Source organism: Neorhizobium sp. USDA 3394 (assembly GCF_056280385.1).
On sequence record NZ_JBWCDU010000002.1, the window covers coordinates 74,069 to 100,529 of the forward strand.

Genomic DNA, 26,461 nt, shown 5'->3' on the forward strand with positions numbered 1-26,461 from the left:
GGCGTTTCAGATTGAGCCATGCCCAACATAGCGCTTTCGCCGCGCCTGAAAAGATGCGTTCGCGAGACCCTTAAATCCGGCCGTCTATTGGACTTTTTGCCGAGAGCCCGCAGATTTCCAAGCGCATGCTTTTCCCCTAATGTTCGAGCTTCAGAAAGCCTTTTGCGGAGGAGCAATGCTTCCGGGCTGGATCATTTTCGTTTCGGCTTTCGCCTATGTGCTGCTGCTGTTTGCGGTGGCGAGCTACGGCGACCGGCGGAGCCGTGTCTTCGGCGTGCCGAAGAACGGAAGGCCGATCGTCTATGCGCTGAGCCTTGCGATCTACTGCACCTCCTGGACCTATTTCGGCGGCGTCGGGCTTGCCTCGCAGAGGGGCCTGGAGTTCACGGGCATCTATATCGGCCCGATCCTCGCCTTCACGCTCGGCATGCCGATCATCCGGCGTATCGTCGAACTCGCCAAGGCCGAGAAGCTCACCTCGGTCGCCGATTTCATCGCCGCCCGCTACGGCAAGAATTCCACGGTCGCGATGATCGTCGCGATCATCGCGCTGGTCGGCGCCGTTCCCTATATCGCGCTGCAGCTGAAAGCGGTGTCGAGTTCGGTCGCCGCCATGGTCAATCCGTCGGATTACGGCATCGGCAGCGGCAATCTCTATTTCATCGACCTGGCGCTGATCGTCACGCTGATGATGGCCTGTTTCGCGGTCATCTTCGGCACCCGCCATACGGATGCGACGGAGCATCAGGACGGGCTGATCCTTGCAGTCGCGATGGAATCGGTGGTCAAGCTGCTCGCCTTTGCGACGGTCGGCTTTTCGGTCTTCTTCATTCTCTTCGACGGGCCGGCCGACCTGCTCGCCAAGGCGTCCGAAAACATGCTCGTCGGTTCGGCGCTCGCCTACGAGACGCCGATCAGCCGCTGGCTGGTCCTGATCGCGCTGTCGGCGTTTGCGATCATCATGCTGCCGCGGCAGTTCCACGTCACGGTGGTCGAGAACCGCACGACAAAGGAGCGCAAGGTGGCGAGCGCGCTGCTGCCGCTCTACCTCGTCGCCATCAATATCTTCGTATTGCCCGTTGCCATGGCCGGACTGATCACCTTCGGCGGTACGGGTGACGCCGACCTCTACGTGCTGACCCTGCCGCTCGCCGGCGAACTGAAGGTGGTTTCGCTGATCGCCTTCATCGGCGGCTTTTCCGCCGCCACCGCCATGGTGATCGTCGAATCCGTGGCACTCTCGATCATGGTGTCGAACGACATCATCATCCCGATCTTCCTCAGGCAACGGCTGATGGCGGCGCGCTCCGGCCAGCGCACCGATTTTACCCGCACGCTGCTGAACATCCGCCGCGTTGCGATCTTCGGCGTTCTGATCCTCGGTTATGCCTATTACCGCATGGCCGACAGCCAGTCCGGGCTTGCCTCGATCGGGCTTCTGGCATTTGCGGCCATTGCGCAGGTAGCTCCTGCCCTCCTGGGCGGCCTCGTCTGGCGCCGTGCCAACGCCCGCGGCGCCATCCTCGGCATGTCCTTCGGCTTCCTCGCCTGGGCCTATCTGCTGTTCGTGCCGAGCCTCGGCGGCCCGGACAATTCCCATGTGGCCACCGCCGTCCTCAATTTCCTGTTCCCCGGCACCGGCATATTCTCCGGGGCGCAGACGGACCCGCTGGTCAATGCGACGATCTTCAGCTTGACGCTCAACATGCTCGCCTTCGTGCTCGGGTCGCTGTCGCGTAATCCGCGTCCCGTCGAGCGCATCCAGGCCGGCATTTTTGTGAAAAGGCACCTGCGCTCGCAATTTGCCACCCGCGGCTGGAAGACCCGCGTCGGCGTCGGCGACCTGAAGACAGCGATCGCACGTTATCTCGGCGAGGAACGCATGCGGCGCTCCTTTTCCAATTACGAAAAGACGGCCGGCCGTACATTCAGCGACGACCAGCCCGCCGACATGGCGATGATCCATTTTTCCGAACAGCTGCTCGGCAGCGCCATCGGCTCGTCCTCTGCCCGGCTTGTCCTGTCGCTGATCCTGCAGAAGGCCGAGGACACCAATTCCGATACGGCCTGGCTGCTCGACCAGGCAAGCGAGGCGCTGCAATATAACCAGGACATGCTGCAGACTGCGCTGTCCCAGATGGACCAGGGCATCGCCGTGTTCGACAGTTCCGAGCGCCTGACCATCTGGAACCGGCGCTTCCGCAATCTGCTCGACCTGCCGGAACAGGTGGGCCAGGTCGGTTTTCCGCTCGCCGACATGGTCGCCATCCTTTCGGAACGCGGTGATCTCGCGGCAGCCGATCAGGCGAAGGTGATCCGCCAGTTCCAGACGCTCGACGCGCCCTTCTCGCTGGTGCTGAACGGCGGCGAGCGGATCATCGAAGTGCGCTCCAACGCCATGCCGGACAAGGGCATCGTCGCGACCTTCACCGATATTTCCGATCGCGTTGCTGCCGACCAGGCGCTGAAACAGGCAAACGAGACGCTGGAACAGCGGGTCGGCGAGCGCACCGCCGAACTCACCCGCGTCAACAAGGAGCTTGCCGAGGCGCAGGCATCCGCGGACGAGGCCAATATCGGCAAGACCCGGTTCTTCGCGGCCGCCGGCCACGACATCCTGCAGCCGCTCAACGCCGCCCGGCTCTATTCCTCGGCGCTGGTGGAGCGGCTCGGCGCCTCCGACAACAACGGTTCGCTGGTCCGCAATATCGATTCCGCGCTGGAATCGGTCGAGGCGATCCTCGGCGCGGTGCTCGACATTTCGAGGCTCGATACCGGCGCCATGAAGCCGCGTTTCACCTCGGTACCGCTGGACGACCTTCTCAAACGCATTGAAACCGACTACGCGCCCATGGCTCGCGAGAAGGACCTCGAATTCGTCGTCATGCCGACATCGCTGAAGGTCCGCTCCGACGCCAACCTGCTGCGCCGCCTGGTGCAGAACCTCGTCTCCAACGCGATCAAATACACGATCGACGGCAAGGTGCTGATCGGCGCCCGCCGGCGCGGCGACCAGGTTATCATCGAGGTGCTCGATTCCGGCATCGGCATCCCGCCATCCAAGTTCCGCACCGTGTTCAGGGAATTCGCCCGGCTGGACGAGGGTGCGAAGACGGCGGCCGGCCTCGGTCTCGGCCTGTCGATCGTCGATCGCATTTCGCGGGTGCTCAATCATCCGGTCCAGCTTGCCTCGACGCCCGGCCGCGGCACGATCTTCCGGGTACAGATGCCGATGGACATGAGCGCATCGCAGACAGTCCATGCCGCCGGCCAGCTGGAGCGCCGCAAGCGCTCGCAGCCGCTGAACGGGCTGCGGGTGCTGTGCATCGACAACGAGCCGCGGATCCTCGAAGGCATGAAGCTGCTCATCACCGGCTGGGGCTGCACCGTCGGTCAGGCGGATTCGCTGGCTGCGCTGGACGACATCATTGAGCGCCGCGAACCGCCGCCGGAAATCATCATCGCCGACTATCATCTCGACGACGGCAACGGCATCGAGGCCATTCTCAAGCTCCGCCAGAGATATCAGGCAGACATCCCCGCGCTGATCATAACCGCCGACCGCACGCCCGAAGTCCGTGCCGAGGCGGAGCGCCACGACATCGGCGTACAGCACAAGCCGGTGAAGCCCGCCGCCATGCGCGCCTACCTCACTCAGGTTGCAGGGCTGAAACGCGTCGCGGCGGAATAGTGTGAACCGCACCCAACCCAGCGTTCATCCCCGAGTCATCACGGACTGTTTACAGTAGATCAGGTCTAAACGCCCAGATAGGGCTGGAACTGTCCGGCTTTTTGCCGCGTTTAGCCGCGTACATCCTGGCCCGCAGAGGCCTTACGGACCGAAAGGCGAGAGCGTTCGGGACCGGCAAAGACGGAGACCGCGACCGATGAAACGCTTTGATATTATTGATGGTATGCGAGGATACTTCCTCGTTTTCATGGTGCTGAACCATCTGATCTTTGCCGGCGGCTATTTTCTGGTGAAGATCAACCACAATCAGCTCGCCTTCGTGGAAGACGCCCAGGGCTTCGTATTCCTGTCCGGTCTCCTGATCGGCATGGTCTATGCCAAGAAGATGCTGAAGAACGGTTACGCGGCCGGCCGCACGGCGATCTACAACCGGGCGTTCGAGCTTTATCGTTATGCGATGGGCATCGTGCTGGTTGTGCTCGTCGCGCAGATGCTGCTGCCGGGCGCCTATTCGATCTGGTTCAACTGGCTGGGCTACACGACCTTCGACGACCCGCTGCGCCTCGCTGCGATCGCGACCTTCCTGTACCAGCCGACCTTCATGGACATCCTGCCCCAGTATATCGTCTACATGCTCTTCGCTCCGATGCTGGTGAAGCTGGTGCTGGAGGACAAGTGGCATTATGTGGTAGCCGGTTCGGTGATCCTGTGGATGGCGGCCCAGCTCGGCCTGCAGCAGATCGCCACGACCCCGCTCAACGACATGGTCATGGGTGCGGACGACCAGGGCATCCGCGCATCGTTCAACCTGCTCGGCTGGCAGATCGTCTTCTACGCCGGTCTCGTACTCGGCGCGCTGACCTCGGCCGGCAAGATCAAGTGGAGCAATATCCTGTCGCCAGACAATACCTTCATCCCGAAGGTAGCGCTGCTGATGGTTCTGTTCTTCCTGCCGCTGCGCCTGATCACCGCGCATGAGCTGATGCCCCCCCACATGATCGGCAAGTTCGCCTCGATGGAAATCCGCGCCGATTTCGGCCCGGTCTATCTCCTGAACTTCGCAGCCGTCGCGATGCTGGTCACCTGGCTGATCGTCGCAGGTCCGAAGCACAAGGACGAGTGGGTGCGCCGCATCGCCGGTGCGATCACCTGGGTGTTCTCGATCAAGTACCTGCAGCTCCTCGGCCGCCACTCGCTCTACGTCTATGTGTGGCATGTCGCGATCGTCTACTTCGTCTATTATTTCGACGGACGGACGCCGGAGCTCAACGAGTTCACCAAGACCGCGATTGCGCTGGTCTCGATCGCGCTGCTGTCGCTGCCCGCCCTGTGGCGCGAACGCGACAAGCTGTTCGGCACGCAGACCCCAGCTCCGGTCAAGCTGCAACAGCCCGCAAAGCCCGGCGCACCGCAGCAGATGGTCATCCGGTAAGGGGCGACATAAGGTCAACGCAAAACAAGGGCAGCGGCTCAGGCCGTTGCCCTTTGAGCCTTTCGGAATTTGTCCTTTATATTTCGAATAACTATACAGGAAAGCCTAGCTATTCTAACAATTTGTATTCCCACAGATACTATTGCTTGATCGCCAACTTGCTGTCTCAGGTATTTGAAAATGCCTCTTTTTGAGTTGCATAATTAACGGTCACCAGGCAACATGGCGCTTCAACAGGCTGCCATTTCTGTGATGGTATCGGAGATCGGAGTCCCCCACTTGGGGACAGAGGCTTTACCTCCTCCATTCCAACCAGGTCTCCTGCCCAGCTTCCTCAACACCGTTGTGCTCGGCTCCGCGCAGGCGGTTCCTCATGGCGTCGCCGCAACTGCAGCAGAGAGAACGGCGAATGTCCATTCTGTTGCTCTTGCAGTCAGGAGCAGAACATGGGTTACGTCATCGGTTAACTACAGCGTAACACTCAAGACCGCCAGCATGGACATAGAACTCTGTGCCCTCGAAGAACGCGCCGAGGCCCAAGAACACATGGCCGAAGCACTTCGCATAATGAACGCCGCCATTCGGCGAACCCACAGAGCCGGGCTCTCGATCCGGGTCGAGGTCCTGACCATGCACTCGCGGGAGGGCCCCTGCCCCAACTGGAGCTCGGCAGTCTTGACAGGCAGCACGGGGTGATCTGATATCCAAGCCCGCGGAACGCATTCAGGATAACCTCAATAGCTTCTTTCCGGGGTGGACTTGGGGTAACCTCCGCTCATGAGAACGAAGTCGAGCACGCGAGACGTTCGGCGGCGCAGGTCATTGGAGCAGTCACGATAATGAAAGTTTATCTACCCCCCATTGATTTGCAAAACGACGAGGACCTGATTGAGAATTTTCATTCCGCGATATGGGCTTTCCACAGCGGGCAAGTCGGGAAATTGCGGAAGGAACTATCCGACATTCAGTGTCCCGAGATAGAAATCTACTGTGCCCTCCGCTACGAAGGCGAGGTCCGCAATGGCGGCCATAACCAATACATCTTCAACCTTGGTGGAGATCAGGAAGAGTTCGCCGTCGCACTTTCTGGACTGAGGCTCATTGGCGCTGACAAGCAGGCTGACATACTTCATAGGATGATACAATGGACGAAGGCTGAACCAGACGAGGTTCAACGCAGGCTTGAAACATTTCCCCCTCATGTGGAGCAGCCAGTGCTGGAGCAGCTAGACGATGAGCTTTTCGCAATCCCTGAGGAAGTCAGCTTATACCCTCTTGCAGCAAATTGGCTTAGGGCCAATGGTGACATAGAGATCGTGACCAACGAGGAATGCATCGCCATCGACGAAAACCTGCGCAACCCCACGCGACATTAGCCGGGGTACGCAGCATGTCGATATTTTCCTGCGTCACAACCAATCGCCTCTGCAGATCGACGTGACTTGCTTCGAAAGAAGGCGGTGCCGAGCTTGGCCCATGCCCCCCGCCTTTCCCGCATCTGTCGTTTCCACCAGGACAATCAACGCGCCGGCCAGTTCGTCGGCGCTCAGGGCGTCAGCTCCCGTGGCGATGACCAGTTCGCCGAGTTGCTGCACCTTGCGGCTCTTCAGTTCTCGCGGCCTGTCACCCAGCGCCTTCAGTTCCGCATCGAAGTCCCGTGGCATGCGCATCGTCGCCTCCAATCGTTTCAGAAGGTTATCGATTCAGGATGATAGTTGAGCGTCGGGCACAATGCTGTAAGGTTGCCGGGACGGTCTAGCACGGGTTGGTCCATTCCACCGAGGCCAACCGTCGCGAGCTTGCCGAGGTTGCAAAGGCCGTTGCCGAGATCATGCGCGTCATCGAGCAAGGCGGCTGGCATCGCGGCCCTGTCCGACCGCCTGACCGAGCTGGAAACCAGACAGGACAGCCTCACCGCCCATCTCTCCGACATCCCGCAGGACGTTCCTGAGCTTCATCCGGGCATCGCGCAACCTATCGGCGCCGGATCGAGCGTTTGACCGAGACGTTGTCCCTTCCTGACGAGGCGCTTGAGGCTGCCGCCACCATCCGTGTGGTCATCGACTGCATCATCGTGGTCCCCGCAGATAAGCGCGGCAGCTACGGCATCACCTTGTAAGGCGAGCTTGGCACCATCCTCGACTGGATCGCCTGCAGCGGGAAACCCGGCTATGAGCTAAAGCCTGGATATCGCTTCATCCCGTTTGTCGGTTTCGGTAAATGCTCGGGCTTGACCCGAGGATGACGGAGAGGGGGCCTTTTCAGGTCACTGCCCCCACCTGCCACGGCACGAATTCGTTGTCGCCGTAGTCGTAGATCTCGCTGAGCGTCTTCTTGCCCGAGGCCACCGCGATTACATCCTCGAAAATCCGCAGTCCCGCCTGTTCGATCGTCTCCTCGCCGGTGACGATGCCGCCGCAGTTCAGGTCCATGTCTTCCTTCATGTGCTCGTACATTTCGGAATTGGTGGCGATCTTGATGCAGGGAGACGGCTTGAAACCCGAAACCGAGCCGCGGCCGGTGGTGAAACAGATGACGTTGCAGCCGCCCGCGACCTGCCCGGTCACCGCGACCGGATCGTAGCCAGGCGTATCCATGAACACGAAACCCGGCTCCGTGACGGTCTCGGCGAACTCGTAGACCGCCTTCAAAGGCATCGACCCGCCCTTGGCGACCGCGCCGAGCGATTTTTCCAGAATGGTGGTCAGGCCGCCGAGCTTGTTGCCGTGTGAAGGGTTGTTGTTGAGCTCGTCGCCGTTGCGGGCTGTATAGTCCCGCCACCAGTCGATCCGCTGCAGCAATTTTTTCGCCACGTCCGGCGTGACCGCGCGGCGGGTCAGAAGATGTTCGGCGCCGTAGATTTCAGGCGTTTCTGAGAGCACGGTGGTGCCGCCGTTGCGGACGATCAGGTCCGAGGCATAACCGAGGGCGGGATTGGCGGAAATCCCGGAATAGCCGTCCGAGCCGCCGCATTCGAGCGCAAGCTTCAGTTTTGAGAGAGGCTGGGGCGTGCGCGTCGCGGCATTCACGCCGGGCAGCATCTCCTTGATGATGGCAATTGCCGCATCGATCGTCTTGCGCGTCCCGCCATGCTGCTGGATGTTCATCGTCCGCAGCCGCTCGCCCTCTTCCATGCGGTAATGTTCGAGGATCGGGGCTATCTGGTTGGTTTCGCAGCCGAGGCCGATCATCAGGATGCCGCCGAAATTCGGGTGCCGGGCATAACCCTGGATGGTGCGGATCAGCAGCCGATAGCCTTCCGACTTGTTGTTGAGCGCGCAACCGCCGCCATGGGTGAGCGCCACGACGCCATCGATATTGTCGAAACCGTCCAACCCGCCCAGGCGGTTGAAATAGTCGGCGATGTAGCGCGACACCGTGGCGGAACAGTTCACCGACGAGATGACGCCGATATAGTTGCGGGTGCCCGCGCCGCCGAGGCCCCGGTCGTAGCCCATAAAGGTGCGCCGCTCGGCTTCCGGCAGCATGCCCTTTTCCTCGATATCGACGCTGAACTGATGCTCGTGCTCGGAGGGCAGCATGGCGAGGTTATGCAGGTGCACGTGACTGCCGGGGGCGATGTCCTGCGTCGCGACGCCGATCACCTGGCCGTATTTCTTCACCTCGCCGCCGGTGGGAATCGCCCTGATCGCCACCTTGTGGCCACGGCCGATCAGCTCGCGGGCGGCAAGATCGCCGTAACCGGTCGGGCCGCCGGCCCGCATCGACTGCCTTGCGACACCGACGTCGTCGATCGGATTCAAGATGATGATGGGTGAAGCCGCAAGATCCATTTTTCGTTTCCTCCCGAAACAGCCACAGGAATATCACCGTGTCTCGTGGTTCATCCAGCGCTGTTTCGATTCCTCCAGATGTGCATGCATCATCGCCTGGGCCAGAAGCGGATTGCGTGTTTCCAGCGCCGCATAGATCGCTTCGTGTTCGGCCAGAGCAGCGCCCCAGGTTTCAGGCGTCTCGAACCGCACCCGGATCTGCGCCGACATCGGGCTGTGGCGCTCGTCGAAGAGGTCGCCGACGATATGCGCCAGCACCGAATTGCCCGACTGGCTGGCGATGGTCAGATGGAAAAGCCGGTCGAGATCGAGCGCCTTGCGCCCCTCGGCGATCTCGGTGCGCATCTGGTCGAGCGTCTGGCGCAACGACCGCAACGTCTCCGGCGTGATCCTTGCCGCCGCGAGCAGGATGACCGCGCCTTCGACGGCGGCCCTTGCCTGCATCAGCTCGAGCGGGCTTTCGCCCATGGAGCCGCTTTGCCATGGCCGCCGGTCCGGCTCGGCCGTCACGTAGATGCCTGACCCCATTCGGATTTCGACGCTTCCGTCGATCTCGAGCGCGATCAGCGCCTCGCGCAAGGATGGGCGCGAGACGCCTAGCTGCTGGGCAAGCTCGCGCTCGGCCGGCAGGCGTGCGCCGGCCGGAAACTGGCCGCCCTGGATCAGCACCCGGATCTGGTCGGCTATCTGCTGATACAGCCGCCGTGGTTCTGCCGTCTTGATGGGTCCGTTCATGAATTTCGTCGTCCCGAACAATTTGGCCTTACCATATCAGTAGGATTAGGGAGAGCAACAAACAAATTCTCATCATTGATTTTGAACGATTTTAGCCATACTAGCCGCTTCTTCATGTCCGCCGCCACGGGTCTGCGCTGAGGCGTGAAAAATTGGCTTGACCACTTCCGCCCTCAGGTTTACCCATTGTCAACGCCGGAGGGAGGAGCCGCCGGCGAGTGGGCCTGACCGGCCCGGGGAGGCAAAAGTGGAAAACCGTCCGGCCGAGCTTGGGCAGACCATACATGGCGCCGCCATGCTGCCGGGCCATGCCGCATCGGCTTCGACGACCCAGCCGCTGCTCCGCCTCGACAATATCAGCAAGGATTTCCCAGGCGTCAAAGCGCTCGCCAACGTCCATTTCGACCTCCGCCGCGGCGAGGTTCACGCCGTCTGCGGCGAAAACGGCGCCGGCAAGTCGACGCTGATGAAGATCGTCAGCGGCGTCTACCAACCGAGTTCAGGCACGATCACCTACAAGGGCGAGGAACGGCATTTCTCCTCGACGCGGGAATCGGAAGCCGCCGGAATCGCCATCATCCACCAGGAACTCAATCTCGTGCCGCACCTGACGGTGGCGGAAAACATCTATCTCGCCCGGGAACCGCGCCGCGGTTTCCTCGGCGGGAGCTTTCTGGTCGACCGCAAGAAACTGCGGGCCGACGCCAAGCGATGCCTCGACCGGCTCGGGGTCGACATCAATCCGGACCGGCCGGTGCGGGGCCTTTCCGTCGCCCAGTGCCAGATGGTCGAGATCGCCAAGGCATTGTCGCTGGACGCCGAAGTGCTGATCATGGACGAACCGACCTCGTCGCTGACCGAGCAGGAGACGGGAAAGCTGTTCAAGGTCATCCGCGATCTGAAGACGTCGGGCGTCGGCATCGTCTATATCTCGCATAGGCTCGACGAAATGTCCGAGATCGTCGACCGCGTCACGGTGCTGCGCGACGGTCGCTACATTTCCACCGACGATTTTGCCGCCACCAGCGTCGATGCGATCGTCTCGAAAATGGTCGGTCGGTCGCTGGAGGAGAAGTTTCCCGAACGTACGTCGGTTCCGAGCGGCGAAATCATCTTCTCGGCGCAAGATCTTTCACGCGCCGGTGTCTTCCACGATATTTCCTTCACGCTGCGCCGCGGCGAGGTCCTCGGCTTTGCCGGCCTGATGGGCGCCGGACGCACGGAAGTGGCGCGCGCCATCTTCGGCGCCGATCCGCTCGATGCCGGCAAGGTCACCCTGCACGGCCAGACGCTCGCCATCACCTCGCCGCGCGATGCGATCGCTGCCGGCATCGCCTATCTGTCCGAGGACCGCAAGGCGCAGGGGCTGGCGGTCAAGATGCCGGTCGACGCCAACATGACGCTCGCCAATATGGAGGCGGTCTCGAACCGTTTCGGCCTGATCGACTTCGCCAGGCAAACCAAGGCCACCAATGACTATATCGATCTCCTGAACATCCGCACGCCCTCGATCAAGCAGCCGGTTCGCCTTCTCTCGGGCGGCAACCAGCAGAAGATCATCATCGGCAAATGGCTGTTCCGCAAATCGAAGCTGCTGTTCTTCGACGAACCGACGCGCGGCATCGACGTCGGCGCCAAGCTCGCCATCTACCGGATCATGGACGAGCTTGCGGCAAACGGCATCGGCGTCGTGCTGATCAGTTCCGAGCTGCCGGAGATCCTCGGCATGACCGACCGCGTGGCCGTCTTCCATCAGGGCCGTATCACCGGCGTGCTGGAGACGGCGAAAACCGACCAGGAAGAGATCATGCGATACGCCTCCGGCTACGCTCGGTCGGCAGGATGAGGGCATAACATGGCTGAAATTACCGAAATATCGAAACAGAAGAGCGGCACGTTCAGCGACCGCCAGAAGGATATCATCCAGAAATTCGCCGCACTCGGCAGCCTGTTCGTGCTGATCGGCGTGTTTTCGGCAACCAGCAGCGCATTCTTCACCATCGACAACGGCATGACGGTGGCGCTGCAGGTGACCTCGATCGCCTTTCTCGGCATCGGCGCCACCTGCGTCATCATCACCGGCGGCATCGACCTGTCGGTCGGCTCGGTCCTGGCGCTTTCCGGGGTGGTCGCGGCGCTGGCCGTCAAGGATTTCGGCACGCCCGTCTGGCTCGGCATGATCTGCGGCATTCTGACCGGCTCGGCCTGCGGTTTCATCAACGGCGTTCTCGTCACCAGGATGAAGCTGCCGCCCTTCATCGCGACGCTCGGCATGATGATGATCGCCCGCGGCGTGGCGCTGCAGATTACCGGCGCGCGGGCCGTCTCGGGGCTCGGCGAATCCTTCGGCGAGCTCGGCAACGGCTCGCTCTTCCGGGTCGTCACCATCGGCGACGACGGCTTTCCGACCATCGTCTTCCCCGGCATCCCCTACCCCGTCATCCTGATGATCGCGATTGCGATTGCCGTCTCATACATGCTCAACCGCTCGGTGCTCGGCCGGCATATCTATGCGGTCGGTTCGAACGCCGATGCGGCGCGGCTTTCCGGCGTCAACGTCGCCCGCATCGTGAGCTTCACCTATGTGCTCTCCGGCACGCTGGCAGGCCTCACTGGTTGCGTACTGATGTCGCGCCTCGTCACCGCCCAGCCGAACGAGGGCGTGATGTACGAACTCGACGCCATCGCCAGCGCGGTCATCGGCGGCACCTCGCTGATCGGCGGCGTCGGCACGATTTCAGGCACCGCGATCGGCGCCTTCGTGATCGGCATCCTTCGCAACGGCCTCAACATGAACGGCGTCTCCGCCTTCACGCAGCAGATCATCATCGGCCTCGTCATCCTGGTCACCGTATGGATCGACCAGCTGCGCAATCGCCGCTGAGATAAGGGCACGCGGACCTTTACCCGCGAGACTTCAAGGGGAGTGAGGAGCTCTCTAGAAAAACCGGCCGTTCCCGGCCAACGAAAAGAGGAGGAAGACATGAGAAAGCTTGCTGCCGCATTGCTGACATCCGTGATCGCGCTCACCGCGTTCTCGGCCAGTGCTGTCCCGACCTGGGCCGGCGAAATCGCCGTCATCGTGAAGACCGTCAATTCCACCTTCTGGCAGAATGTCCAGAAGGGTGCCGATGCCGCCATGAAGGCCGGCGGCGCCGGCAACACCATGACCTTCCAGGGACCGGCCGCGGAATCGGCGATCGCCGACCAGGTCAACATGGTCGAGAACGCCGTCAACCGGAAGGTCTCCGGCATCGTTCTCGCCCCCTCCGATCCGGACGCGCTCGTCCCGGCCGTCAAGAAGGCCTGGGAGGCCCGCATCCCGGTCATCATCATCGACTCGCTGCTCGCCAAGGGCTCCGAGCAATATTACCAGTCGTTCCTCGCTACCGATAACAAGAAGGCCGGCGAGCTTGCCGCCAAGGCACTGATCGACAAGGTCGGCAAGGAAGGCAAGATCGCCGTGATGTCCTACGTCGCGGGTGCCGGCTCCGAGATCGGACGCGTCGGCGGCTTTACTGACTATATCAAGGCGAATTCGAAGCTGACCATCGTCGGGCCGTTCTACTCGCAGTCCCAGATGGCGACGGCGCTCAACCAGACGACCGACGTGCTGGCCGCCAATTCCGACCTGAAGGGCATTTTCGGCGCCAACGAGCCGACGGCGATCGGCATGGGCCGCGCGCTGAAACAGTCCGGCAAGGCCGGCAAGGTGGTCGCGATCGGCTTTGACGGCAATCAGGACCTGCAGGAATTCGTGAAAGACGGCACGCTGTCGGCAATCGCGGTGCAGGGCTCCTTCCAGATGGGCGAACTCGGCGTCAAGACAGTGCTCCAGTCGATCAACAAGGAGAAGGTCGAAAAGTTCGTCGATACCGGCGTCGTCGTGGTCACCAAGGACAATATCGACAAGCCGGAAGCCAAGAACGTTCTGTACTAAGGTTACCCCCGCGGGCGCGCATCGCGAATGGTGCGCGTCCGTCCCCGTCATCATCAGGAATTTCGGACTATCCCATGAATGTCACTGAGCGCCGAAAGCTGCCAAATGCCCCCGTGGATCTCACCGTCATGGGTCTCGGCTGCGCGCAGATGGGCAACCTCTACCACAAGACCTCATATGAGGAATCGGCCGGCGCCTTTGGGGCCGCCTGGGAGGCCGGCATCCGTTATTACGATACGGCGCCCTTCTACGGATACACACGCTCCGAACGGCGGTTGGGCACGATGCTGACCGACCTGCCGCGCGGCGACTTCGTGCTCAGCACCAAGGTCGGCCGGCTCATGCAGCCGGACGAGACGGTCGGCTCGCAGGAAGACGGATATGTCGAGCCGCTGCCCTTCCGGCCGGTCTTCGACTACAGCTATGACGGCATCATGTGGTCGTTCGAGGCAAGCCAGCAGCGGCTCGGCATCCTGAAACCCGATATCCTCTATATCCACGATATCGGCAGCATGACCCATGGCGACAAGCACCAGCACTACTGGTACCAGCTGACAGCCGGCGGCGGTTTTCGCGCGCTAAAGAAACTCCGTGAGGAAGGACTTACCAAAGCAGTCGGCCTCGGCGTCAACGAGTGGGAGATCATCCGCGACGCGATGCAGGTCTTCGACATCGATGTCGCCATGCTCGCGGGCCGTTACACGCTGCTCGAACAACAGAGCCTTGCCTTCATGGACGATTGCGCCAGCCAGCGCGTCGGCATCGTGGTGGCCGGCCCGTTCAATTCCGGCCTGCTCGCCGGCAACCGCAAGTTCAACTATACAGACGCGCCGGCCGATGTCCTCGCCCGCGTCGATGTGCTGCGCGCGGCCTGCGAGGAAGAGGGCGTCAGCCTGCAGGCGGCGGCCTTGCAATTCCCCCTCGCCCATCCGGCCGTGGTCACCGTCGTCTCCGGCGCACGCACCGCCGAGCAGATCAGATCCAATGTCGACTGGTTCGGCGAAGAGATCCCCGCCTCCTTCTGGTCTCGCCTGAAAGCCCGCGGGCTGATCGCCGATGGCGCGCCGCTGCCCGGTCGGGAGGGGTGACCATGCGGATCGACGCGCACCAGCATTTCTGGCGGATCGCGGACCGGACCGGCCAATGGCCGCCGGCCGAGCTTCAGGCGATCCACCAGGATTTCCTGCCCGACGACTTGGCGCCGCTTCTCGATGCGGCCAGCATCGACGGCACGGTACTGGTGCAGACCATGGAGAGCGAGGCGGACACGGCGTTCATGCTCGATCTCGCCGACAGGACGCCCTTCATCCTCGGCGTGGTCGGCTGGACGGACATGAAGGCATCCGGCGCATCTGCGAACATTGCCCGGCTGGCCCGGCATCCGAAGCTTAAAGGTCTTCGCCCGATGCTGCAGGATATCGCCGACGATCGCTGGATCGACGATCCGGCGCTCGACGCCGCCGTCGCCGCCATGATCGAACACCGGCTGGTCTTCGATGCGCTGGTGCTGCCACGCCATCTCGAACCGCTGCTCGGCTTTGCCCGTCGGCACCCGGACCTCTACATCGTCATCGACCATGGCGCCAAACCGCCGATCTCGGAGGGGCGTTTCATCGGCTGGTACGCGCGCATGAAAGTGCTCGCCGAACTGCCGAACGTTCACTGCAAGCTTTCCGGCCTGCTGACCGAGGCAGGTGACCAGAAGCCCCAGGCGGTGCGGCCTTATGCCGAGACCATTTTCGACCTGTTCGGCCGCGAACAGGTCATCTGGGGCAGCGACTGGCCGGTGCTGAGGCTTGCGGGGGACTACCAGGCCTGGCTGGACCAATGCCTCGATATCGTGCCCGCTGACGCTCATGGCGAGGTCTTCGGTGGCAATGCCCAGCGTTTCTATCGACTCGGAGCGTAAGAATATGCTGACGATCATCTGCGACGAACCAGGCAAACTCAGCGCCATCGACCGTCCCAAGCCTCTTCGCGGCGAGGGTGAAGTGCTGGTGAAACTGCGGCGCATCGGCGTCTGCGGCACCGACCTGCATATCTTTACCGGCAACCAGCCCTATCTCTCCTATCCGCGCGTCATGGGCCATGAGCTCGCCGGCACGGTCGAGGAAGCGCCGGCCGGCAGTACGCTTGAGGCCGGCGATACCGTCTCGATCATGCCCTATATCTCCTGCGGCCACTGCCATGCCTGCCTCAATGGCCGGACCAATTGCTGCCGAAACCTCGGCGTCCTCGGCGTGCATCGCGACGGCGGCATGACCGAATATCTGAGCCTGCCGGAAGCCTTCGTCCTGAAGGCCGGCGGGCTTTCGCTCGACCAGGCGGCAATGGTGGAATTTCTGGCGATCGGCGCCCATGCGGTTGCCCGCGCCAGGATCGAGCCCGGACAGAGCGTTCTGGTCACCGGCGCCGGTCCGATCGGGCTGGCAGTGGCGATCTTCGCGACGCTCGAGGGCGGAGCGGTGACGCTTCTCGACAGCCGCGTCGACCGGCTGGACTTCGCCCGCCAGCAGCTTGGGCTCGCCTCCACAGTTCAACTGGGCCCGGACGACCACGGGCTGCTCTCGGCCCTGACCGGTGGCGACTTCTTCGATGCCGTCTTCGATGCGACCGGCAATTCGAGAGCGATCGAACGCGGGTTCGGTTTCGTCGCCCATGGCGGCACCTACGTGCTTGTCTCAATCGTTTCGAGCGACATCACCTTTTCCGATCCGGAATTCCACAAGCGCGAGACGACGCTGCTCGGCAGCCGCAATGCGACGGCCGTGGATTTCGAGCGCGTGATGCAGGCGATGCGCGAGGGCGAGATCCCCGCAGCCCTGGTCACCCATAGAATGATGCTGTCGGAAGTGCCGGAACGTTTTCCGGGACTGACCGACCCGGCGGCTGGCGTCGTCAAGGCGCTGGTGGAAGTCTGAAGGAGGCGATGATGCAGCGAATGGGCATGGTGATCCGCATCGAGCCGCAGATGATCGCGGAATACAAGCGCCTGCACGCCGCCGTCTGGCCGGAAGTGCTCGACCTCATCAGCCGCGCCAACATCAGGAACTACACGATCTTCCTGCGCGAACCGGAGAACCTGCTGTTCGGAACCTGGGAATATCATGGCACGGACTTTGAAGCCGACATGGCGAAAATAGCCGCCGACCCCAAGAACCAGGAATGGTGGTCTCTCACCATCCCTTGCCAGAAGCCGCTCGACAGCCGCAAAGAAGGCGAGTGGTGGGCGATGATGGAAGAGGTCTTTCATCATGATTGAGGATTTCCTCGATCAGACTGACCGCCGGCCGGATAATTCGAGGACAAGACATGACGATCAGACTTGATGGAAAAACCGCGCTCGTGACCGCCGCAGGCCAGGGTATCGGCCGGGCCGCGGCGCTCGCCTTTGCAGAAGCGGGCGCGACCGTCCACGCGACCGATATCAACGAAAGCCTGCTGGCTGCCCTCCCGAAGCTCGACAACCTGAGAACCGCAAGGCTCGACGTCCTCGATAACGCGGCCATTGTCGCCTGTGTCGAGGCCATCGGCACGGTCGATATCCTCTTCAACTGCGCCGGCTTCGTCCATGGAGGCTCGATCCTCGAGATGAAGGACAGCGACTTCGACTTCGCCCTCGACCTCAACGTCAGGGCGATGATCCGCACTATACGCGCCGTGCTGCCGGGCATGCTGGCGCAAAAGGACGGCGCGATCATCAACATGTCGTCCGTTGCCTCCAGCATCAAGGGCGTCCCGAACCGCTTCGCCTATGGCGTCACCAAGGCGGCCGTGATCGGGCTCACCAAATCCGTCGCCGCCGATTATGTGACCGACGGCATCCGCTGCAACGCCATCTGCCCGGGCACCGTCGAAAGCCCGTCGCTGCAGGACCGGATGCGGGCCCAGGGCAATTACGACGAGGCCCGCGCCGCCTTCATCGCCCGCCAGCCGATGGGCCGGCTCGGCACCCCGGAAGAAATCGCCGAGCTCGCCCTCTACCTCGCCGGCGCCACCTATACGTCAGGCCAGGCTTACGCCATCGACGGCGGCTGGACCATCTGAGGCAACACGAGAGAACCATGACCCGCATCACCGATCTCCGCGTCTTCGATCTTCGTTTCCCCACATCGCAAAGCCTCGACGGCTCCGACGCGATGAACCCGGACCCGGATTATTCGGCGGCCTATGTCATCCTCGATACCGATAGCGGAGATCTTGCCGGCCACGGCCTGACCTTCACGATCGGGCGGGGCAACGACATCTGCTGCATGGCGATCAAGGCGATGCGGCATCTGGTGGTCGGGCAGGAGCTCGAAACCTTCGCTGCGGCGCCCGGAAAATTCTGGCGGCATCTGACCAGCGACAGCCAGTTGCGCTGGATCGGTCCGGACAAGGGGGCCATCCACCTCGCCACCGGCGCCGTCGTCAACGCTTTCTGGGATCTTCTCGCCAAGCAGAAGGGCAAGCCGGTCTGGCAGCTGGTTTCCGAGATGTCTGCCGAAGAGATCGCCGATATCGTCGATTATCGCTACCTGACCGACGCGCTGTCGCGCGAGGATGCGCTGGCGATCCTGAAACGGGCCGAGGCAGGCAAGGCGGAACGTATCGCGGTGCTGAAACGCGAGGGTTATGCCTGCTACACGACATCGGCCGGATGGCTTGGCTATCCGGAAGACAAGCTCCGCCGCCTTTGCAAGGAAGCGGTCGATGCCGGCTTCAACCATGTGAAGATGAAGGTTGGGCGCGATCTCGAAGACGATATCAGGCGCCTGACCATCGCCCGCGAGGTGATCGGCCCTGACCGCTACCTGATGATCGATGCAAACCAAGTGTGGGAAGTCGGCCAGGCGATCGACTGGGTCAACAGGCTCGCCTTTGCAAAACCCTTCTTCATCGAGGAGCCGACCAGCCCGGACGACATTGCCGGGCACCGCAAGATACGCAATGGCATACACCCGGTGAAGGTCGCGACCGGCGAGATGTGCCAGAACCGCATCATGTTCAAGCAGTTCATCGCCGAAGGCGCGATCGACATCGTGCAGATCGATTCATGCCGCATGGGCGGGTTGAACGAGGTGCTGGCGGTGCTGCTGGTCGCCGCCAAATACGATCTCCCCGTCTGGCCGCATGCCGGCGGCGTGGGCTTGTGCGAATACGTCCAGCATCTGTCGATGATCGACTACATTGCCGTGTCCGGCACCAAGGAAGGAAGGGTGATCGAATATGTCGACCACCTGCACGAACATTTCGTCGAGCCCTGCATCATCGAGAATGCCGCCTACATGCCGCCATCGCGGCCGGGTTTTTCGATCGAGATGAAATCGCAATCGATCGCCGACTACACGTTCAAGGCCTGATACGACAGCGCGCCCACGAGGACGCCGGCATCAGCCGGCGTTCAATTTTTCAAGCTCCGCGTTCACCTGCGCGCGCCATGCGCCATTCTCCGTGAGAGCCTGGGGGAACAGGCCCGGGATTGCGAAGAAGGGCGCTGACGGATCGTCCGCCGTCATCCTGGCGGCGGCGGCCTTCAGCTCGGCCGCGCGCGGATCGTTGATCTCCGCGGCCTTGCAAACATAGGCGATCCAGAGCGCCACAACGTAAGCTGCAGACGACGCATCTCCACCATTCGCCAGCGCTTCCACTGCGCCTGCAAAGATGCGCTGCGGCAGTTTCTGGGTGCCGTCCATGGCGATCTGCTGTGTCTTGTGGGCGATCGTCGGGTTCTCGAAGCGCTCGATCAGCTGGTCCATGTAGCGGCCAAGGTCGATGCCCGGCACCGGATCGAGCGTCTTGACCGCCTCCGCCATATGGCGGCGAACCAGTGTCTGGTATTCCGGCACGGCCATGACGTCGCGGACGAATGTGAGGTCCTTCAGCTGGCCGAGATAGGCGACCAGCGAATGGGAACCGTTGAGCAGCCGCAGCTTCATTTTCTCATAGGGCTCGACATCATCGACGAAAAGCGCTCCGCCGGCTTCCCACCTGGGTCGGCCGGCAGGGAAATGGTCCTCGATCACCCATTGCATGAAGGGTTCGGTGCTGAGCGCCAGCCTGTCTTCGGCGCCGATCAGGGTTTCGGCAAGTTCCCGCGTCTCGTCGGTCGCGGCCGGCACGATGCGGTCGACCATGCTGGACGGAAAGGCGCCTTGGCCGGCGATCCAGTTGGCGAGCGCCGGATCGCGAGCGCCGGCCATCTCGATCACCAGCCGCCGGACGATGCGGCCATTGGTCGGCAGGTTATCGCAGCAGAGTACGGTAAAGGGCGGCAGGCCGGCGGCATGGCGTTGCCAAAGACCTTCCACCAGATAACCGATCACGCCGGTGGGCGACTTGGGATCGGCGAGATCCGCTTTGACGGACGGATGGTTACGGTCGAGTCCGCCGGTAACCGGATCGATGCCATAGGCCTTTTCGGTGACGGTGATGGTGACGACCCGGATTGCCGGATCGGCCATCAGCGCCAGGATTTCCGCCTGGTTCTCGACGCCCGACAGGCCCCTGGTGACCGAGCCGACGACCTGGGCATGGTCCCCGGCGGCGCTGCGGGCGACTACCGAATAGAGTCCACCCTGCGCCGCAAGATCATGGACGATATCCACCGAGCGTAAGCTGACGCCGACAATGCCCCAGTCGCCGAACTCCGCAGCCAATGCGGTGTCGGTATAGACAGCCTGATGGGCGCGGTGGAATGCGCCAAGCCCGATATGCAGGATGCCGGGCTTCAGAAGACCCCGGTCATAACCGGGTGCGGCGACATGGGCGGGAAATGCGGTGGAAGCGGAAAGGCGTGGCATTCTTCTGATCATCATACCCGGAATATCCCCGGGCATCCTCCCTTATTGATGCAAGCAGTGATAGCCCTGCGCGAGCGCACGGGTCAACGCCATACTCCGGACACCTGCCCCGCCGAAAGCCGGAGATTCCGTTTGAAACGGCAGGCAAGGGCCGGGGGCGGTGCTTTCAAAATATGCAAAATCTGATAGTGACTGGCGACCGGGCCGCGGGGGCGACCGGCACATCCGCTGATCGACCGGAGACCGACCAGGGCTTTGGTACGGGACGTTGTAGGCAGGGGGCATTCATGCGTTTTCTGGCAGGTTTTTCGATGGCGTTCGGCTTGGCTCTTGCGGGCTGCTCACAGGTGGCGGAAAAGGCGGAGAACGCCGCCAACCGGTCCTTCACCAGCTATGCGATGGGCCGTCCCTATGCGGAGGTGGCCAATGTCAACCAGTCGACCCTGGCGCGGGTTTCCGGCTCCGACGCGACGTTCGGGCCGATGATCGGCGCGACCCAACTGAAGAACGGGATGACGATCTACCGGCATATCGCGCCCGCGGCGCGCACCGAGTCCGGCTCGAGCTTCGGTGGTCTGGTCGGCCGTTCGACCGTGTCGCAGAACAACCGGCTTTCCTACTTCCTGGTCGGCGCCGACGGCATCGTCAAGGACTGGGCGACCAGCTCGGTACAGGGCAGCACCAGCGACTGCGTGCAATATATCGCCGGCATCATCAACCGCTGCGCCGACATGCGCCAGGTCGAAGCCTCGCTTGCGCTCTACGACATGCGCGTCACGACCAGGGGCGGCCAGCCGATCTCGGCCTGGGGAGAGCCGGCCTTGCCCTCCGCCTACCCGTCCGCGCCCGCCGGGCATCCATCCGCACCTGCGCGTCCGACAGCCGCCGCACATCCGGCAGCGCCCGCGGCGCGCTGAACAATCCGGCTTTCGCGGACGGCACCCCTTGGCGGGGTCGGTTCTGGTATTATCTCCGGTCATGGCATCCGCTTTTTTCAAGCCAGGAGATCCTTCATGACCGCCCCGCATCCCTCCAAGACGCATATCGGCAATCACAAGCTCCATCCCGAAACGCAGATGCTGAACTACGGCTACGACCCGGAGCTTTCCGAAGGGGCCGTGAAGCCGCCGGTGTTTCTCACCTCCACCTTCGTGTTCAAGTCCGCCGAGGAAGGCCGCGACTTCTTCGATTTCGTCTCCGGCCGCAAGGATCCCCCGGCGGGAACGGGCGCGGGGCTGGTCTATTCGCGCTTCAACCATCCCAACAGCGAGATCGTCGAGGACCGGCTGGCGGTCTATGAGCAGGCGGAGAGCTGCGTGCTGTTTTCCTCCGGCATGTCGGCGATTGCCACGACGCTGATGGCTTTCGTCAGGCCCGGCGACTGCGTGCTGCACTCGCAACCGCTCTACGGCGGCACCGAAACGCTGCTCTCGAAAACCTTCCTCAACATGGGCGTTGCGGCGGTCGGGTTTGCGGACGGGGTCAACGAGCAGTCTGTGACGGCGGCGGCCGGGGAGGCGATGGGCAAGGGAAGGGTTTCGGTCATCCTGATCGAAACGCCGGCCAACCCGACCAACAGCCTTGTCGACGTGGCGATGATCCGCCGGGTGGCGGATGCGATCGGGCGAAACCAGGGCCACACGCCGGTGATCGCCTGCGACAACACGCTGCTCGGCCCGGTCTTCCAGCGGCCGATCGAGCACGGGGCGGATATCTCGCTCTATTCGCTGACCAAATATGTCGGCGGCCATTCGGACCTGATCGCCGGTGCAGCACTCGGCTCCAAGGCGTTGATGCGCCAGGTGAAGGCGCTGCGCGGGGCGATCGGCACCCAGCTCGACCCGCATTCCTGCTGGATGCTCGGCCGCAGCCTGGAGACGCTGTCGATCCGCATGGAAAAGGCCAACACCAATGCGCTCGCCGTCGCCGATTTCCTGCGCGGCCATCCGAATGTCGAGGCCATCCATTACCTGCCATATCACGACCCGGCATCGCCGGTCGGAAAAGTGTTTGCGGCGCAATGCACCGGCGGCGGCTCGACCTTCTCCTTCGACATCAGGGGCGGTCAACCGGCTTCGTTCCGGTTCCTGAACGCACTGCAGATCTTCAAGCTGGCGGTCAGCCTAGGGGGCACGGAATCGCTTGCCAGCCACCCGGCGACCATGACCCATTCCGGCGTCCCGGCCGAGGTGCGCCAGAGGATCGGGGTGCTTGACTCAACCATCCGCCTGTCGATCGGCATCGAGCACCCCGACGACCTGATCGCCGACCTGACGATTGCGCTCGACCAGGCCTGAGCCGGCGGATGGTTGCGCCTGGAACCGCCGGCGTCGGAGCCGTCATTCGTCTTGTATCTCCGACGCGCAACCAACGATTCCTGAGATTGATCCAGCTGCAAATGTCTCCACGAGGCTAAACGAACCGAAAATCATTCGACTGGAGTGTGTTCACAGCCACGTTCTTCAGGGTGATCGAGTTGTCTGCGTCAGCTCTGATAATCGTATCGGCACCTGACTGCGACGACGCAGCTAGCAATGCGGCCCAGTCCAAAAATACCGCATGATCCACCTCGATCACATCATGAGCAGTTCCAGCCGCGACGAAATTCGTGATCGTGCCGTGCCCGAACCCAGCCGTGTAGACGAAAATGTCCGAAGCAGCGCCGCCCGTGGCGCCCGAGAGGGCGGTAACGGTCTCCAGCATCAGAAATGAATTATTTAGGACCGTTTCTGCCTTCTTATCTTCACTCGTAGAGGGTCCTTTCATTGGAATTTTCGGAAGGCGCAGAGCAAGATATATATCGTTAATAAACTACTCAAATAGAAACCGACAATTAGTAAGCCGCTCTTAATAAAGCCTACCCACCACCAATCATCTAAACCAACCTGATAATAATGAAGGCCTGAGACGGCAGGAAATCCGGAAAACCAGTAACTTGTCATACCCAACACCACAACTATTGCAAACATAACCGGGTCAAAATGTGGAGTTAGATGCTGAGCCGTTTTATATATTGCGATTAACAGCCATATGAACATGCTGCAGCTCAAAATTGACCGCACAATAACTGTGTTGCAGATATGCTTGTTGGTGAGATCGCTAACCGACACAAATGACTCGTTTGGCGGCCAAGCAGACCGGATTCCTGAACGCGCGATAGAGCAGACGTCCTGCCCCAATACCGAAATGGCCAGTCCTATAAGTGCATTAGCTATTACAACGAAAAGCAGCAGCCACATGCATTGAGCATAGGCTGGTCCAAAATTTGGGTTTGGTTGAACCGCCATGATCTAAATTATCCCCTCAGCGCTCCCTCAGCGCGATTGCCGCGGTTTCCACAAGTGGCGAGAAAACATACTCGAGGATACGACGATCGCCTGTTTTGATCTCGACTGTAGTTGCCATGCCCGGCGAAACCTTGATTGCCCGTCCGTCCACCGGAATTGATGTGTCTGCTAGTTTGACAGTCACTGGAAAAATAAGGTTCTGGGACCCGTTCTGTTCCGGCGAACACATTTGCATTGGAGGGGAATCATCATCGGCCAGATCACTCAACCCTGATGCTCGGGCTGCCCCTAATAGTCGGCTGCACGAAAAACCATGTTCATCCGGCATAGGCGAAATGAACCTTACCTCTTTTCGGATCGACAGTGGTGACGCTCCCGCCTCTCCCATATTTATAGAAGGAGCCGGACGACTGTATCGCTTCATTTATTCCAAGATCTTTTCCATATTCAATAGGAATATCAAAGCCATATTTGCCCAAATATTCTAACAGCGTTGGGATACGCGGCTCGACATTTTCGCCGGATGCAAGCTGCTTACTCCACTCTTTTGGAGACCATTCGCGGAACGCCCGCTTGTCGTTGGCGTAATCAATGGGAGTTGCTCGCCACGATTTGCTAGAACCATCTAGCGCGGATGTTAATCGATCCCCTTGGCCTCTTGCCCATTCAGCGCTCGCATTAGTAAGCCGATAGACAACAAAGCCAGTTTCATTGTCGCCGGGACCACCGATGCCCCACGACTCTTCCAGCCGATATTCAATCTCCGAAACCACTAAAGGCGTTGGTACCCGGGCTGGCACCTGTGATCGCTCCCAGAGCTTCACCATAACGTATGGCGACGCAATCACGCCCAAAGCACCTATAATAATAAGGCCACGCAATGCTGCTTGATTGGGTCGCGTCATTCCATAATTTGCGCACCACTATAACAAAACAGGTGATAACGCCGCCAATCACGGCAATCAGAAATAGAGCTATCGCCAACAAACCAATCAATGGACCCACCGTTAATCGCCATGATGTTGAATGGCTGTATTACCATCAAAGCGTAAGACAAGTCCCGTTCGATCAATGATCCCCAATTCTCGGACGGGCTCTTAGAACGAGGACCTTAAGAGAATGCCTGTATCGTTGCACAGAGTATCCGTGTAGTCGCAGCTCAATCGTAGTCTGCGAATACGGAAGTGCCCGGGACGCCGACGCTTGGTCAGACCGAGCGTGAAAGGGGAAACGAGAAATGGTGACGCGTCCTAACCCGAATTTTGGGCCTGCCTACGCTCAATGCATGTGGCTCCTTCTTTTCGTCGTCATTGCTAATGCGCTGGTGGGATTGTTCATCTCGGCATTGGCACAAGACGTCTGCACCGTCGCTCGGTCGGATTTCCGATTGATCTGGCCGCCAAACGAGTCCTTTGTGTCCGCCAGTGATCTCACTAACAGGCACATCTGTAACACCGCTATTGTGCGGTCGACCTTGGGGCTTACATTATTTCTTTGGCTATTAATCGCATTATATAAAACGGGTCGACATTTAACTCCCCATTTCGAGCCCAGAATGTTCGGTATAGTGGTAGCTTTGGCCATCATGTCTTACTGGATATCCGGAAAGCCTGTCGTTGGGGGGCTCAACTATTACCGGATCAGCTTGAATGATTGGTGGTGGGTCGGCTTCATGAAGAGCTGCATAACAATCGTGGGATTCTATTTGAGTTCCTTTTGGACAATTTACATTATTCTTTGCGCGGGTCGAAAATATTTCTGAGAGCATGCGCATTGGCTGCCCGACAAACGCAACTAGCCCCAATTATGGCAGCTTATCTGGAGCAATATTACCGCTGCCTAGAAGCGCCAATATCGCGCGGATAGCCAGAATGCAGAGACTTATTACCGGCAACAGTCCGTACGCTATTCCGACCATAACGTCGTCGATCCGATACTCACCGGAAAAGGCTCGCGGAGGCCTGAAGTCTGTGAAATCAGCGGTTTGAAAGCACGGGGACTCGCCTGTCCCGAGGACGCCCCAGAGCAGCGTCCAATTTGTTGCCAAAATCAGAACGCAGATACAGATGCCCAAAGCAATTCCGCTGAGACCTGAGGCGGCTGCGCCATGCTTACCAGCATACTTCATCTCGCGAATGTTTATGTACCAGTGTCCCAAGAAGAACAATAAACTTAGTCTCGCACCGACTGCGAACGAGTCGATACCACCTTGAGTGCATGTTTCCGAATACCCGAGTAACTGCAGTACGAAGCCAACCAACAGAACTCCGTTCGCTAGCCAACTCATCCAAGGGATTCCGCAGGCGTTTGTGCGAGAATTTTGTCGATCGGCATTACCCTACCCAGGATGCTCGGCTGCCGATGGCGGTTTCCTAGTCTAACCCACCAGTCAAATCCCAAGGCTGCTGAGTTGAAACAAGTCATCTAAATAAATGCCTTTCTCCCGCCGCTAGAGACTATGGGCCTCAGGAGGGCTCCCTCCCGGAAGGACATGGTGAGGACTTGGGCCCGGCCCGAGAGACCCTGTCTGTGGGTTCGTCGAATCGCGGTGTTCGGAATGCGCAGTGCTTAGGCCATGTGTTCCCGGGCTCCGGCGCGTTCCTCGAGTGCAGAAAGTTCACTATCCATGCCTGCATTTATTGCCGCGGGACCCCATGAAGGTCAATTGGCCTTCTTGCCGGCCATGCGCGTTACGGACCTGAAGATCCCGAGTAGTCCGGCGCCTTATCCATGCGAGCTTCGGTGAGCAACGGGGCATGGTATGCCGACGGGGCCGCACGCTTGCCGTGTGTTTCCATGA

The 26,461-nt window shown here is 60.9% G+C and carries 23 protein-coding genes and 1 pseudogene; 16 read left to right on the forward strand and 8 right to left on the reverse strand.

Annotation, left to right across the window (positions count from 1 at the left end):
• The first annotated feature begins 175 nt into the window (after positions 1-175).
• The 3 genes from ACZ9EJ_RS21930 (at position 176) to ACZ9EJ_RS21940 (ending at position 6,499) form a co-directional block, all read left to right on the forward strand.
• Positions 176-3,691 (forward strand): hybrid sensor histidine kinase/response regulator, encoded by a 3,516-nt coding sequence (locus ACZ9EJ_RS21930; protein ID WP_046642314.1) that lies wholly within the window; start codon positions 176-178, stop codon positions 3,689-3,691.
• A gap of 196 nt (positions 3,692-3,887) precedes the next feature.
• Positions 3,888-5,123: an OpgC family protein gene (locus ACZ9EJ_RS21935; protein WP_046642313.1), complete on the forward strand. Its 1,236-nt coding sequence runs from the start codon at positions 3,888-3,890 to the stop codon at positions 5,121-5,123.
• A gap of 839 nt (positions 5,124-5,962) precedes the next feature.
• The gene (locus ACZ9EJ_RS21940; protein ID WP_046642311.1) at positions 5,963-6,499 is read left to right on the forward strand and encodes a DMP19 family protein; all 537 of its coding nucleotides are present in this window, start codon (positions 5,963-5,965) and stop codon (positions 6,497-6,499) included.
• Here ACZ9EJ_RS21940 and ACZ9EJ_RS21945 read toward each other — a convergent pair.
• Positions 6,496-6,793 (reverse strand): annotated as a pseudogene (locus tag ACZ9EJ_RS21945) (conjugal transfer protein TraD). The gene ACZ9EJ_RS21940 and the pseudogene ACZ9EJ_RS21945 sit on opposite strands and share 4 nt — an antisense overlap.
• 150 nt (positions 6,794-6,943) lie before the next feature.
• Between ACZ9EJ_RS21945 and ACZ9EJ_RS21950 the strand changes: the two are divergent.
• Together ACZ9EJ_RS21950 and ACZ9EJ_RS21955 are read left to right on the forward strand one after the other, a co-directional pair.
• Positions 6,944-7,123 (forward strand): hypothetical protein, encoded by a 180-nt coding sequence (locus ACZ9EJ_RS21950; RefSeq protein WP_046642310.1) that lies wholly within the window; start codon positions 6,944-6,946, stop codon positions 7,121-7,123.
• Entirely contained in the window at positions 7,120-7,242 is a 123-nt protein-coding gene (locus ACZ9EJ_RS21955; RefSeq protein ID WP_476099823.1) for a hypothetical protein, read from the forward strand. The genes ACZ9EJ_RS21950 and ACZ9EJ_RS21955 overlap by 4 nt, the downstream gene beginning before the upstream one ends.
• 142 nt (positions 7,243-7,384) lie before the next feature.
• Here ACZ9EJ_RS21955 and ACZ9EJ_RS21960 read toward each other — a convergent pair whose 3' ends face one another.
• Positions 7,385-8,917, reverse strand: a complete 1,533-nt coding sequence (locus ACZ9EJ_RS21960; protein WP_046642309.1) for a UxaA family hydrolase — start codon at positions 8,915-8,917, stop codon at positions 7,385-7,387.
• 33 nt (positions 8,918-8,950) lie between these two features.
• Entirely contained in the window at positions 8,951-9,652 is a 702-nt protein-coding gene (locus tag ACZ9EJ_RS21965) for a FadR/GntR family transcriptional regulator (RefSeq protein ID WP_046629758.1), read from the reverse strand.
• A gap of 295 nt (positions 9,653-9,947) precedes the next feature.
• On the opposite strand from ACZ9EJ_RS21965, the gene ACZ9EJ_RS21970 reads away from it, so the two are divergent.
• The 9 genes from ACZ9EJ_RS21970 (at position 9,948) to ACZ9EJ_RS22010 (ending at position 18,934) form a co-directional block, all read left to right on the forward strand.
• Complete coding sequence (locus tag ACZ9EJ_RS21970) at positions 9,948-11,498, forward strand: sugar ABC transporter ATP-binding protein (RefSeq protein WP_046642324.1); 1,551 nt, start codon at positions 9,948-9,950, stop codon at positions 11,496-11,498.
• 9 nt (positions 11,499-11,507) lie between these two features.
• Complete coding sequence (locus tag ACZ9EJ_RS21975; RefSeq protein ID WP_046642307.1) at positions 11,508-12,536, forward strand: ABC transporter permease; 1,029 nt, start codon at positions 11,508-11,510, stop codon at positions 12,534-12,536.
• 99 nt (positions 12,537-12,635) lie between these two features.
• On the forward strand, positions 12,636-13,592 hold the full coding sequence (locus ACZ9EJ_RS21980) for an ABC transporter substrate-binding protein (protein ID WP_046642306.1): 957 nt from the start codon (positions 12,636-12,638) through the stop codon (positions 13,590-13,592).
• A 74-nt stretch (positions 13,593-13,666) separates the two neighbouring features.
• Positions 13,667-14,680 carry an aldo/keto reductase gene (locus tag ACZ9EJ_RS21985; RefSeq protein ID WP_046642305.1) on the forward strand — a complete coding sequence of 338 codons (1,014 nt, stop codon included), beginning with the start codon at positions 13,667-13,669 and terminating at the stop codon, positions 14,678-14,680.
• A 2-nt stretch (positions 14,681-14,682) separates the two neighbouring features.
• A complete protein-coding gene (locus ACZ9EJ_RS21990; protein WP_046642304.1) occupies positions 14,683-15,501 on the forward strand; it encodes an amidohydrolase family protein in 819 nt (272 codons plus the stop codon).
• Positions 15,502-15,505: 4 nt separating this feature from the next.
• Positions 15,506-16,513, forward strand: coding sequence for a zinc-binding alcohol dehydrogenase family protein (locus tag ACZ9EJ_RS21995; protein ID WP_046642303.1), 1,008 nt, complete (start codon positions 15,506-15,508; stop codon positions 16,511-16,513).
• Between the two features lie 11 nt (positions 16,514-16,524).
• Complete coding sequence (locus tag ACZ9EJ_RS22000; protein ID WP_046642323.1) at positions 16,525-16,854, forward strand: L-rhamnose mutarotase; 330 nt, start codon at positions 16,525-16,527, stop codon at positions 16,852-16,854.
• A 50-nt stretch (positions 16,855-16,904) separates the two neighbouring features.
• Entirely contained in the window at positions 16,905-17,639 is a 735-nt protein-coding gene (locus ACZ9EJ_RS22005) for an SDR family oxidoreductase (RefSeq protein WP_046629764.1), read from the forward strand.
• Positions 17,640-17,656: 17 nt separating this feature from the next.
• Complete coding sequence (locus ACZ9EJ_RS22010; protein ID WP_046642302.1) at positions 17,657-18,934, forward strand: L-fuconate dehydratase; 1,278 nt, start codon at positions 17,657-17,659, stop codon at positions 18,932-18,934.
• Between the two features lie 30 nt (positions 18,935-18,964).
• Here ACZ9EJ_RS22010 and ACZ9EJ_RS22015 read toward each other — a convergent pair whose 3' ends face one another.
• The gene (locus ACZ9EJ_RS22015; RefSeq protein WP_476099828.1) at positions 18,965-20,389 is read right to left on the reverse strand and encodes a mannitol dehydrogenase family protein; all 1,425 of its coding nucleotides are present in this window, start codon (positions 20,387-20,389) and stop codon (positions 18,965-18,967) included.
• A gap of 272 nt (positions 20,390-20,661) precedes the next feature.
• On the opposite strand from ACZ9EJ_RS22015, the gene ACZ9EJ_RS22020 reads away from it, so the two are divergent.
• Together ACZ9EJ_RS22020 and ACZ9EJ_RS22025 are read left to right on the forward strand one after the other, a co-directional pair.
• Positions 20,662-21,291, forward strand: coding sequence for a hypothetical protein (locus ACZ9EJ_RS22020; protein ID WP_476099830.1), 630 nt, complete (start codon positions 20,662-20,664; stop codon positions 21,289-21,291).
• Positions 21,292-21,387: 96 nt separating this feature from the next.
• Complete coding sequence (locus ACZ9EJ_RS22025) at positions 21,388-22,671, forward strand: cystathionine gamma-synthase family protein (protein ID WP_046642301.1); 1,284 nt, start codon at positions 21,388-21,390, stop codon at positions 22,669-22,671.
• Between the two features lie 115 nt (positions 22,672-22,786).
• Here the strand turns inward: ACZ9EJ_RS22025 and ACZ9EJ_RS22030 are convergent, their stop codons facing one another.
• From ACZ9EJ_RS22030 to ACZ9EJ_RS22045, 4 genes are read right to left on the reverse strand one after another with little or no spacing between them, the layout of a single operon-like run.
• The gene (locus tag ACZ9EJ_RS22030) at positions 22,787-23,140 is read right to left on the reverse strand and encodes a hypothetical protein (protein WP_046642300.1); all 354 of its coding nucleotides are present in this window, start codon (positions 23,138-23,140) and stop codon (positions 22,787-22,789) included.
• Entirely contained in the window at positions 23,137-23,661 is a 525-nt protein-coding gene (locus ACZ9EJ_RS22035; RefSeq protein WP_476099833.1) for a hypothetical protein, read from the reverse strand. Before ACZ9EJ_RS22035 ends, ACZ9EJ_RS22030 begins: the two co-directional genes overlap by 4 nt.
• A gap of 16 nt (positions 23,662-23,677) precedes the next feature.
• Positions 23,678-23,929, reverse strand: coding sequence for a hypothetical protein (locus ACZ9EJ_RS22040; RefSeq protein WP_476099835.1), 252 nt, complete (start codon positions 23,927-23,929; stop codon positions 23,678-23,680).
• A 49-nt stretch (positions 23,930-23,978) separates the two neighbouring features.
• Positions 23,979-24,566 (reverse strand): hypothetical protein, encoded by a 588-nt coding sequence (locus tag ACZ9EJ_RS22045; protein WP_476099837.1) that lies wholly within the window; start codon positions 24,564-24,566, stop codon positions 23,979-23,981.
• Positions 24,567-26,461: the final 1,895 nt, after the last annotated feature.

Excerpts from the sequence above, each read along its gene's own strand:
- ACZ9EJ_RS21930 (WP_046642314.1), top strand. The coding sequence starts at position 176 with ATGCTTCCGGGCTGGATCATTTTCGTTTCGGCTTTCGCCTATGTGCTG.
- ACZ9EJ_RS21935 (WP_046642313.1), top strand. The coding sequence starts at position 3,888 with ATGAAACGCTTTGATATTATTGATGGTATGCGAGGATACTTCCTCGTT.
- ACZ9EJ_RS21940 (WP_046642311.1), top strand. The coding sequence starts at position 5,963 with ATGAAAGTTTATCTACCCCCCATTGATTTGCAAAACGACGAGGACCTG.
- ACZ9EJ_RS21960 (WP_046642309.1), bottom strand. The coding sequence starts at position 8,917 with ATGGATCTTGCGGCTTCACCCATCATCATCTTGAATCCGATCGACGAC.
- ACZ9EJ_RS21965 (WP_046629758.1), bottom strand. The coding sequence starts at position 9,652 with ATGAACGGACCCATCAAGACGGCAGAACCACGGCGGCTGTATCAGCAG.
- ACZ9EJ_RS21970 (WP_046642324.1), top strand. The coding sequence starts at position 9,948 with ATGCTGCCGGGCCATGCCGCATCGGCTTCGACGACCCAGCCGCTGCTC.
- ACZ9EJ_RS21975 (WP_046642307.1), top strand. The coding sequence starts at position 11,508 with ATGGCTGAAATTACCGAAATATCGAAACAGAAGAGCGGCACGTTCAGC.
- ACZ9EJ_RS21980 (WP_046642306.1), top strand. The coding sequence starts at position 12,636 with ATGAGAAAGCTTGCTGCCGCATTGCTGACATCCGTGATCGCGCTCACC.
- ACZ9EJ_RS21985 (WP_046642305.1), top strand. The coding sequence starts at position 13,667 with ATGAATGTCACTGAGCGCCGAAAGCTGCCAAATGCCCCCGTGGATCTC.
- ACZ9EJ_RS21990 (WP_046642304.1), top strand. The coding sequence starts at position 14,683 with ATGCGGATCGACGCGCACCAGCATTTCTGGCGGATCGCGGACCGGACC.
- ACZ9EJ_RS21995 (WP_046642303.1), top strand. The coding sequence starts at position 15,506 with ATGCTGACGATCATCTGCGACGAACCAGGCAAACTCAGCGCCATCGAC.
- ACZ9EJ_RS22000 (WP_046642323.1), top strand. The coding sequence starts at position 16,525 with ATGCAGCGAATGGGCATGGTGATCCGCATCGAGCCGCAGATGATCGCG.
- ACZ9EJ_RS22005 (WP_046629764.1), top strand. The coding sequence starts at position 16,905 with ATGACGATCAGACTTGATGGAAAAACCGCGCTCGTGACCGCCGCAGGC.
- ACZ9EJ_RS22010 (WP_046642302.1), top strand. The coding sequence starts at position 17,657 with ATGACCCGCATCACCGATCTCCGCGTCTTCGATCTTCGTTTCCCCACA.
- ACZ9EJ_RS22015 (WP_476099828.1), bottom strand. The coding sequence starts at position 20,389 with ATGATGATCAGAAGAATGCCACGCCTTTCCGCTTCCACCGCATTTCCC.
- ACZ9EJ_RS22020 (WP_476099830.1), top strand. The coding sequence starts at position 20,662 with ATGCGTTTTCTGGCAGGTTTTTCGATGGCGTTCGGCTTGGCTCTTGCG.
- ACZ9EJ_RS22025 (WP_046642301.1), top strand. The coding sequence starts at position 21,388 with ATGACCGCCCCGCATCCCTCCAAGACGCATATCGGCAATCACAAGCTC.
- ACZ9EJ_RS22030 (WP_046642300.1), bottom strand. The coding sequence starts at position 23,140 with ATGAAAGGACCCTCTACGAGTGAAGATAAGAAGGCAGAAACGGTCCTA.
- ACZ9EJ_RS22035 (WP_476099833.1), bottom strand. The coding sequence starts at position 23,661 with ATGGCGGTTCAACCAAACCCAAATTTTGGACCAGCCTATGCTCAATGC.
- ACZ9EJ_RS22045 (WP_476099837.1), bottom strand. The coding sequence starts at position 24,566 with ATGACGCGACCCAATCAAGCAGCATTGCGTGGCCTTATTATTATAGGT.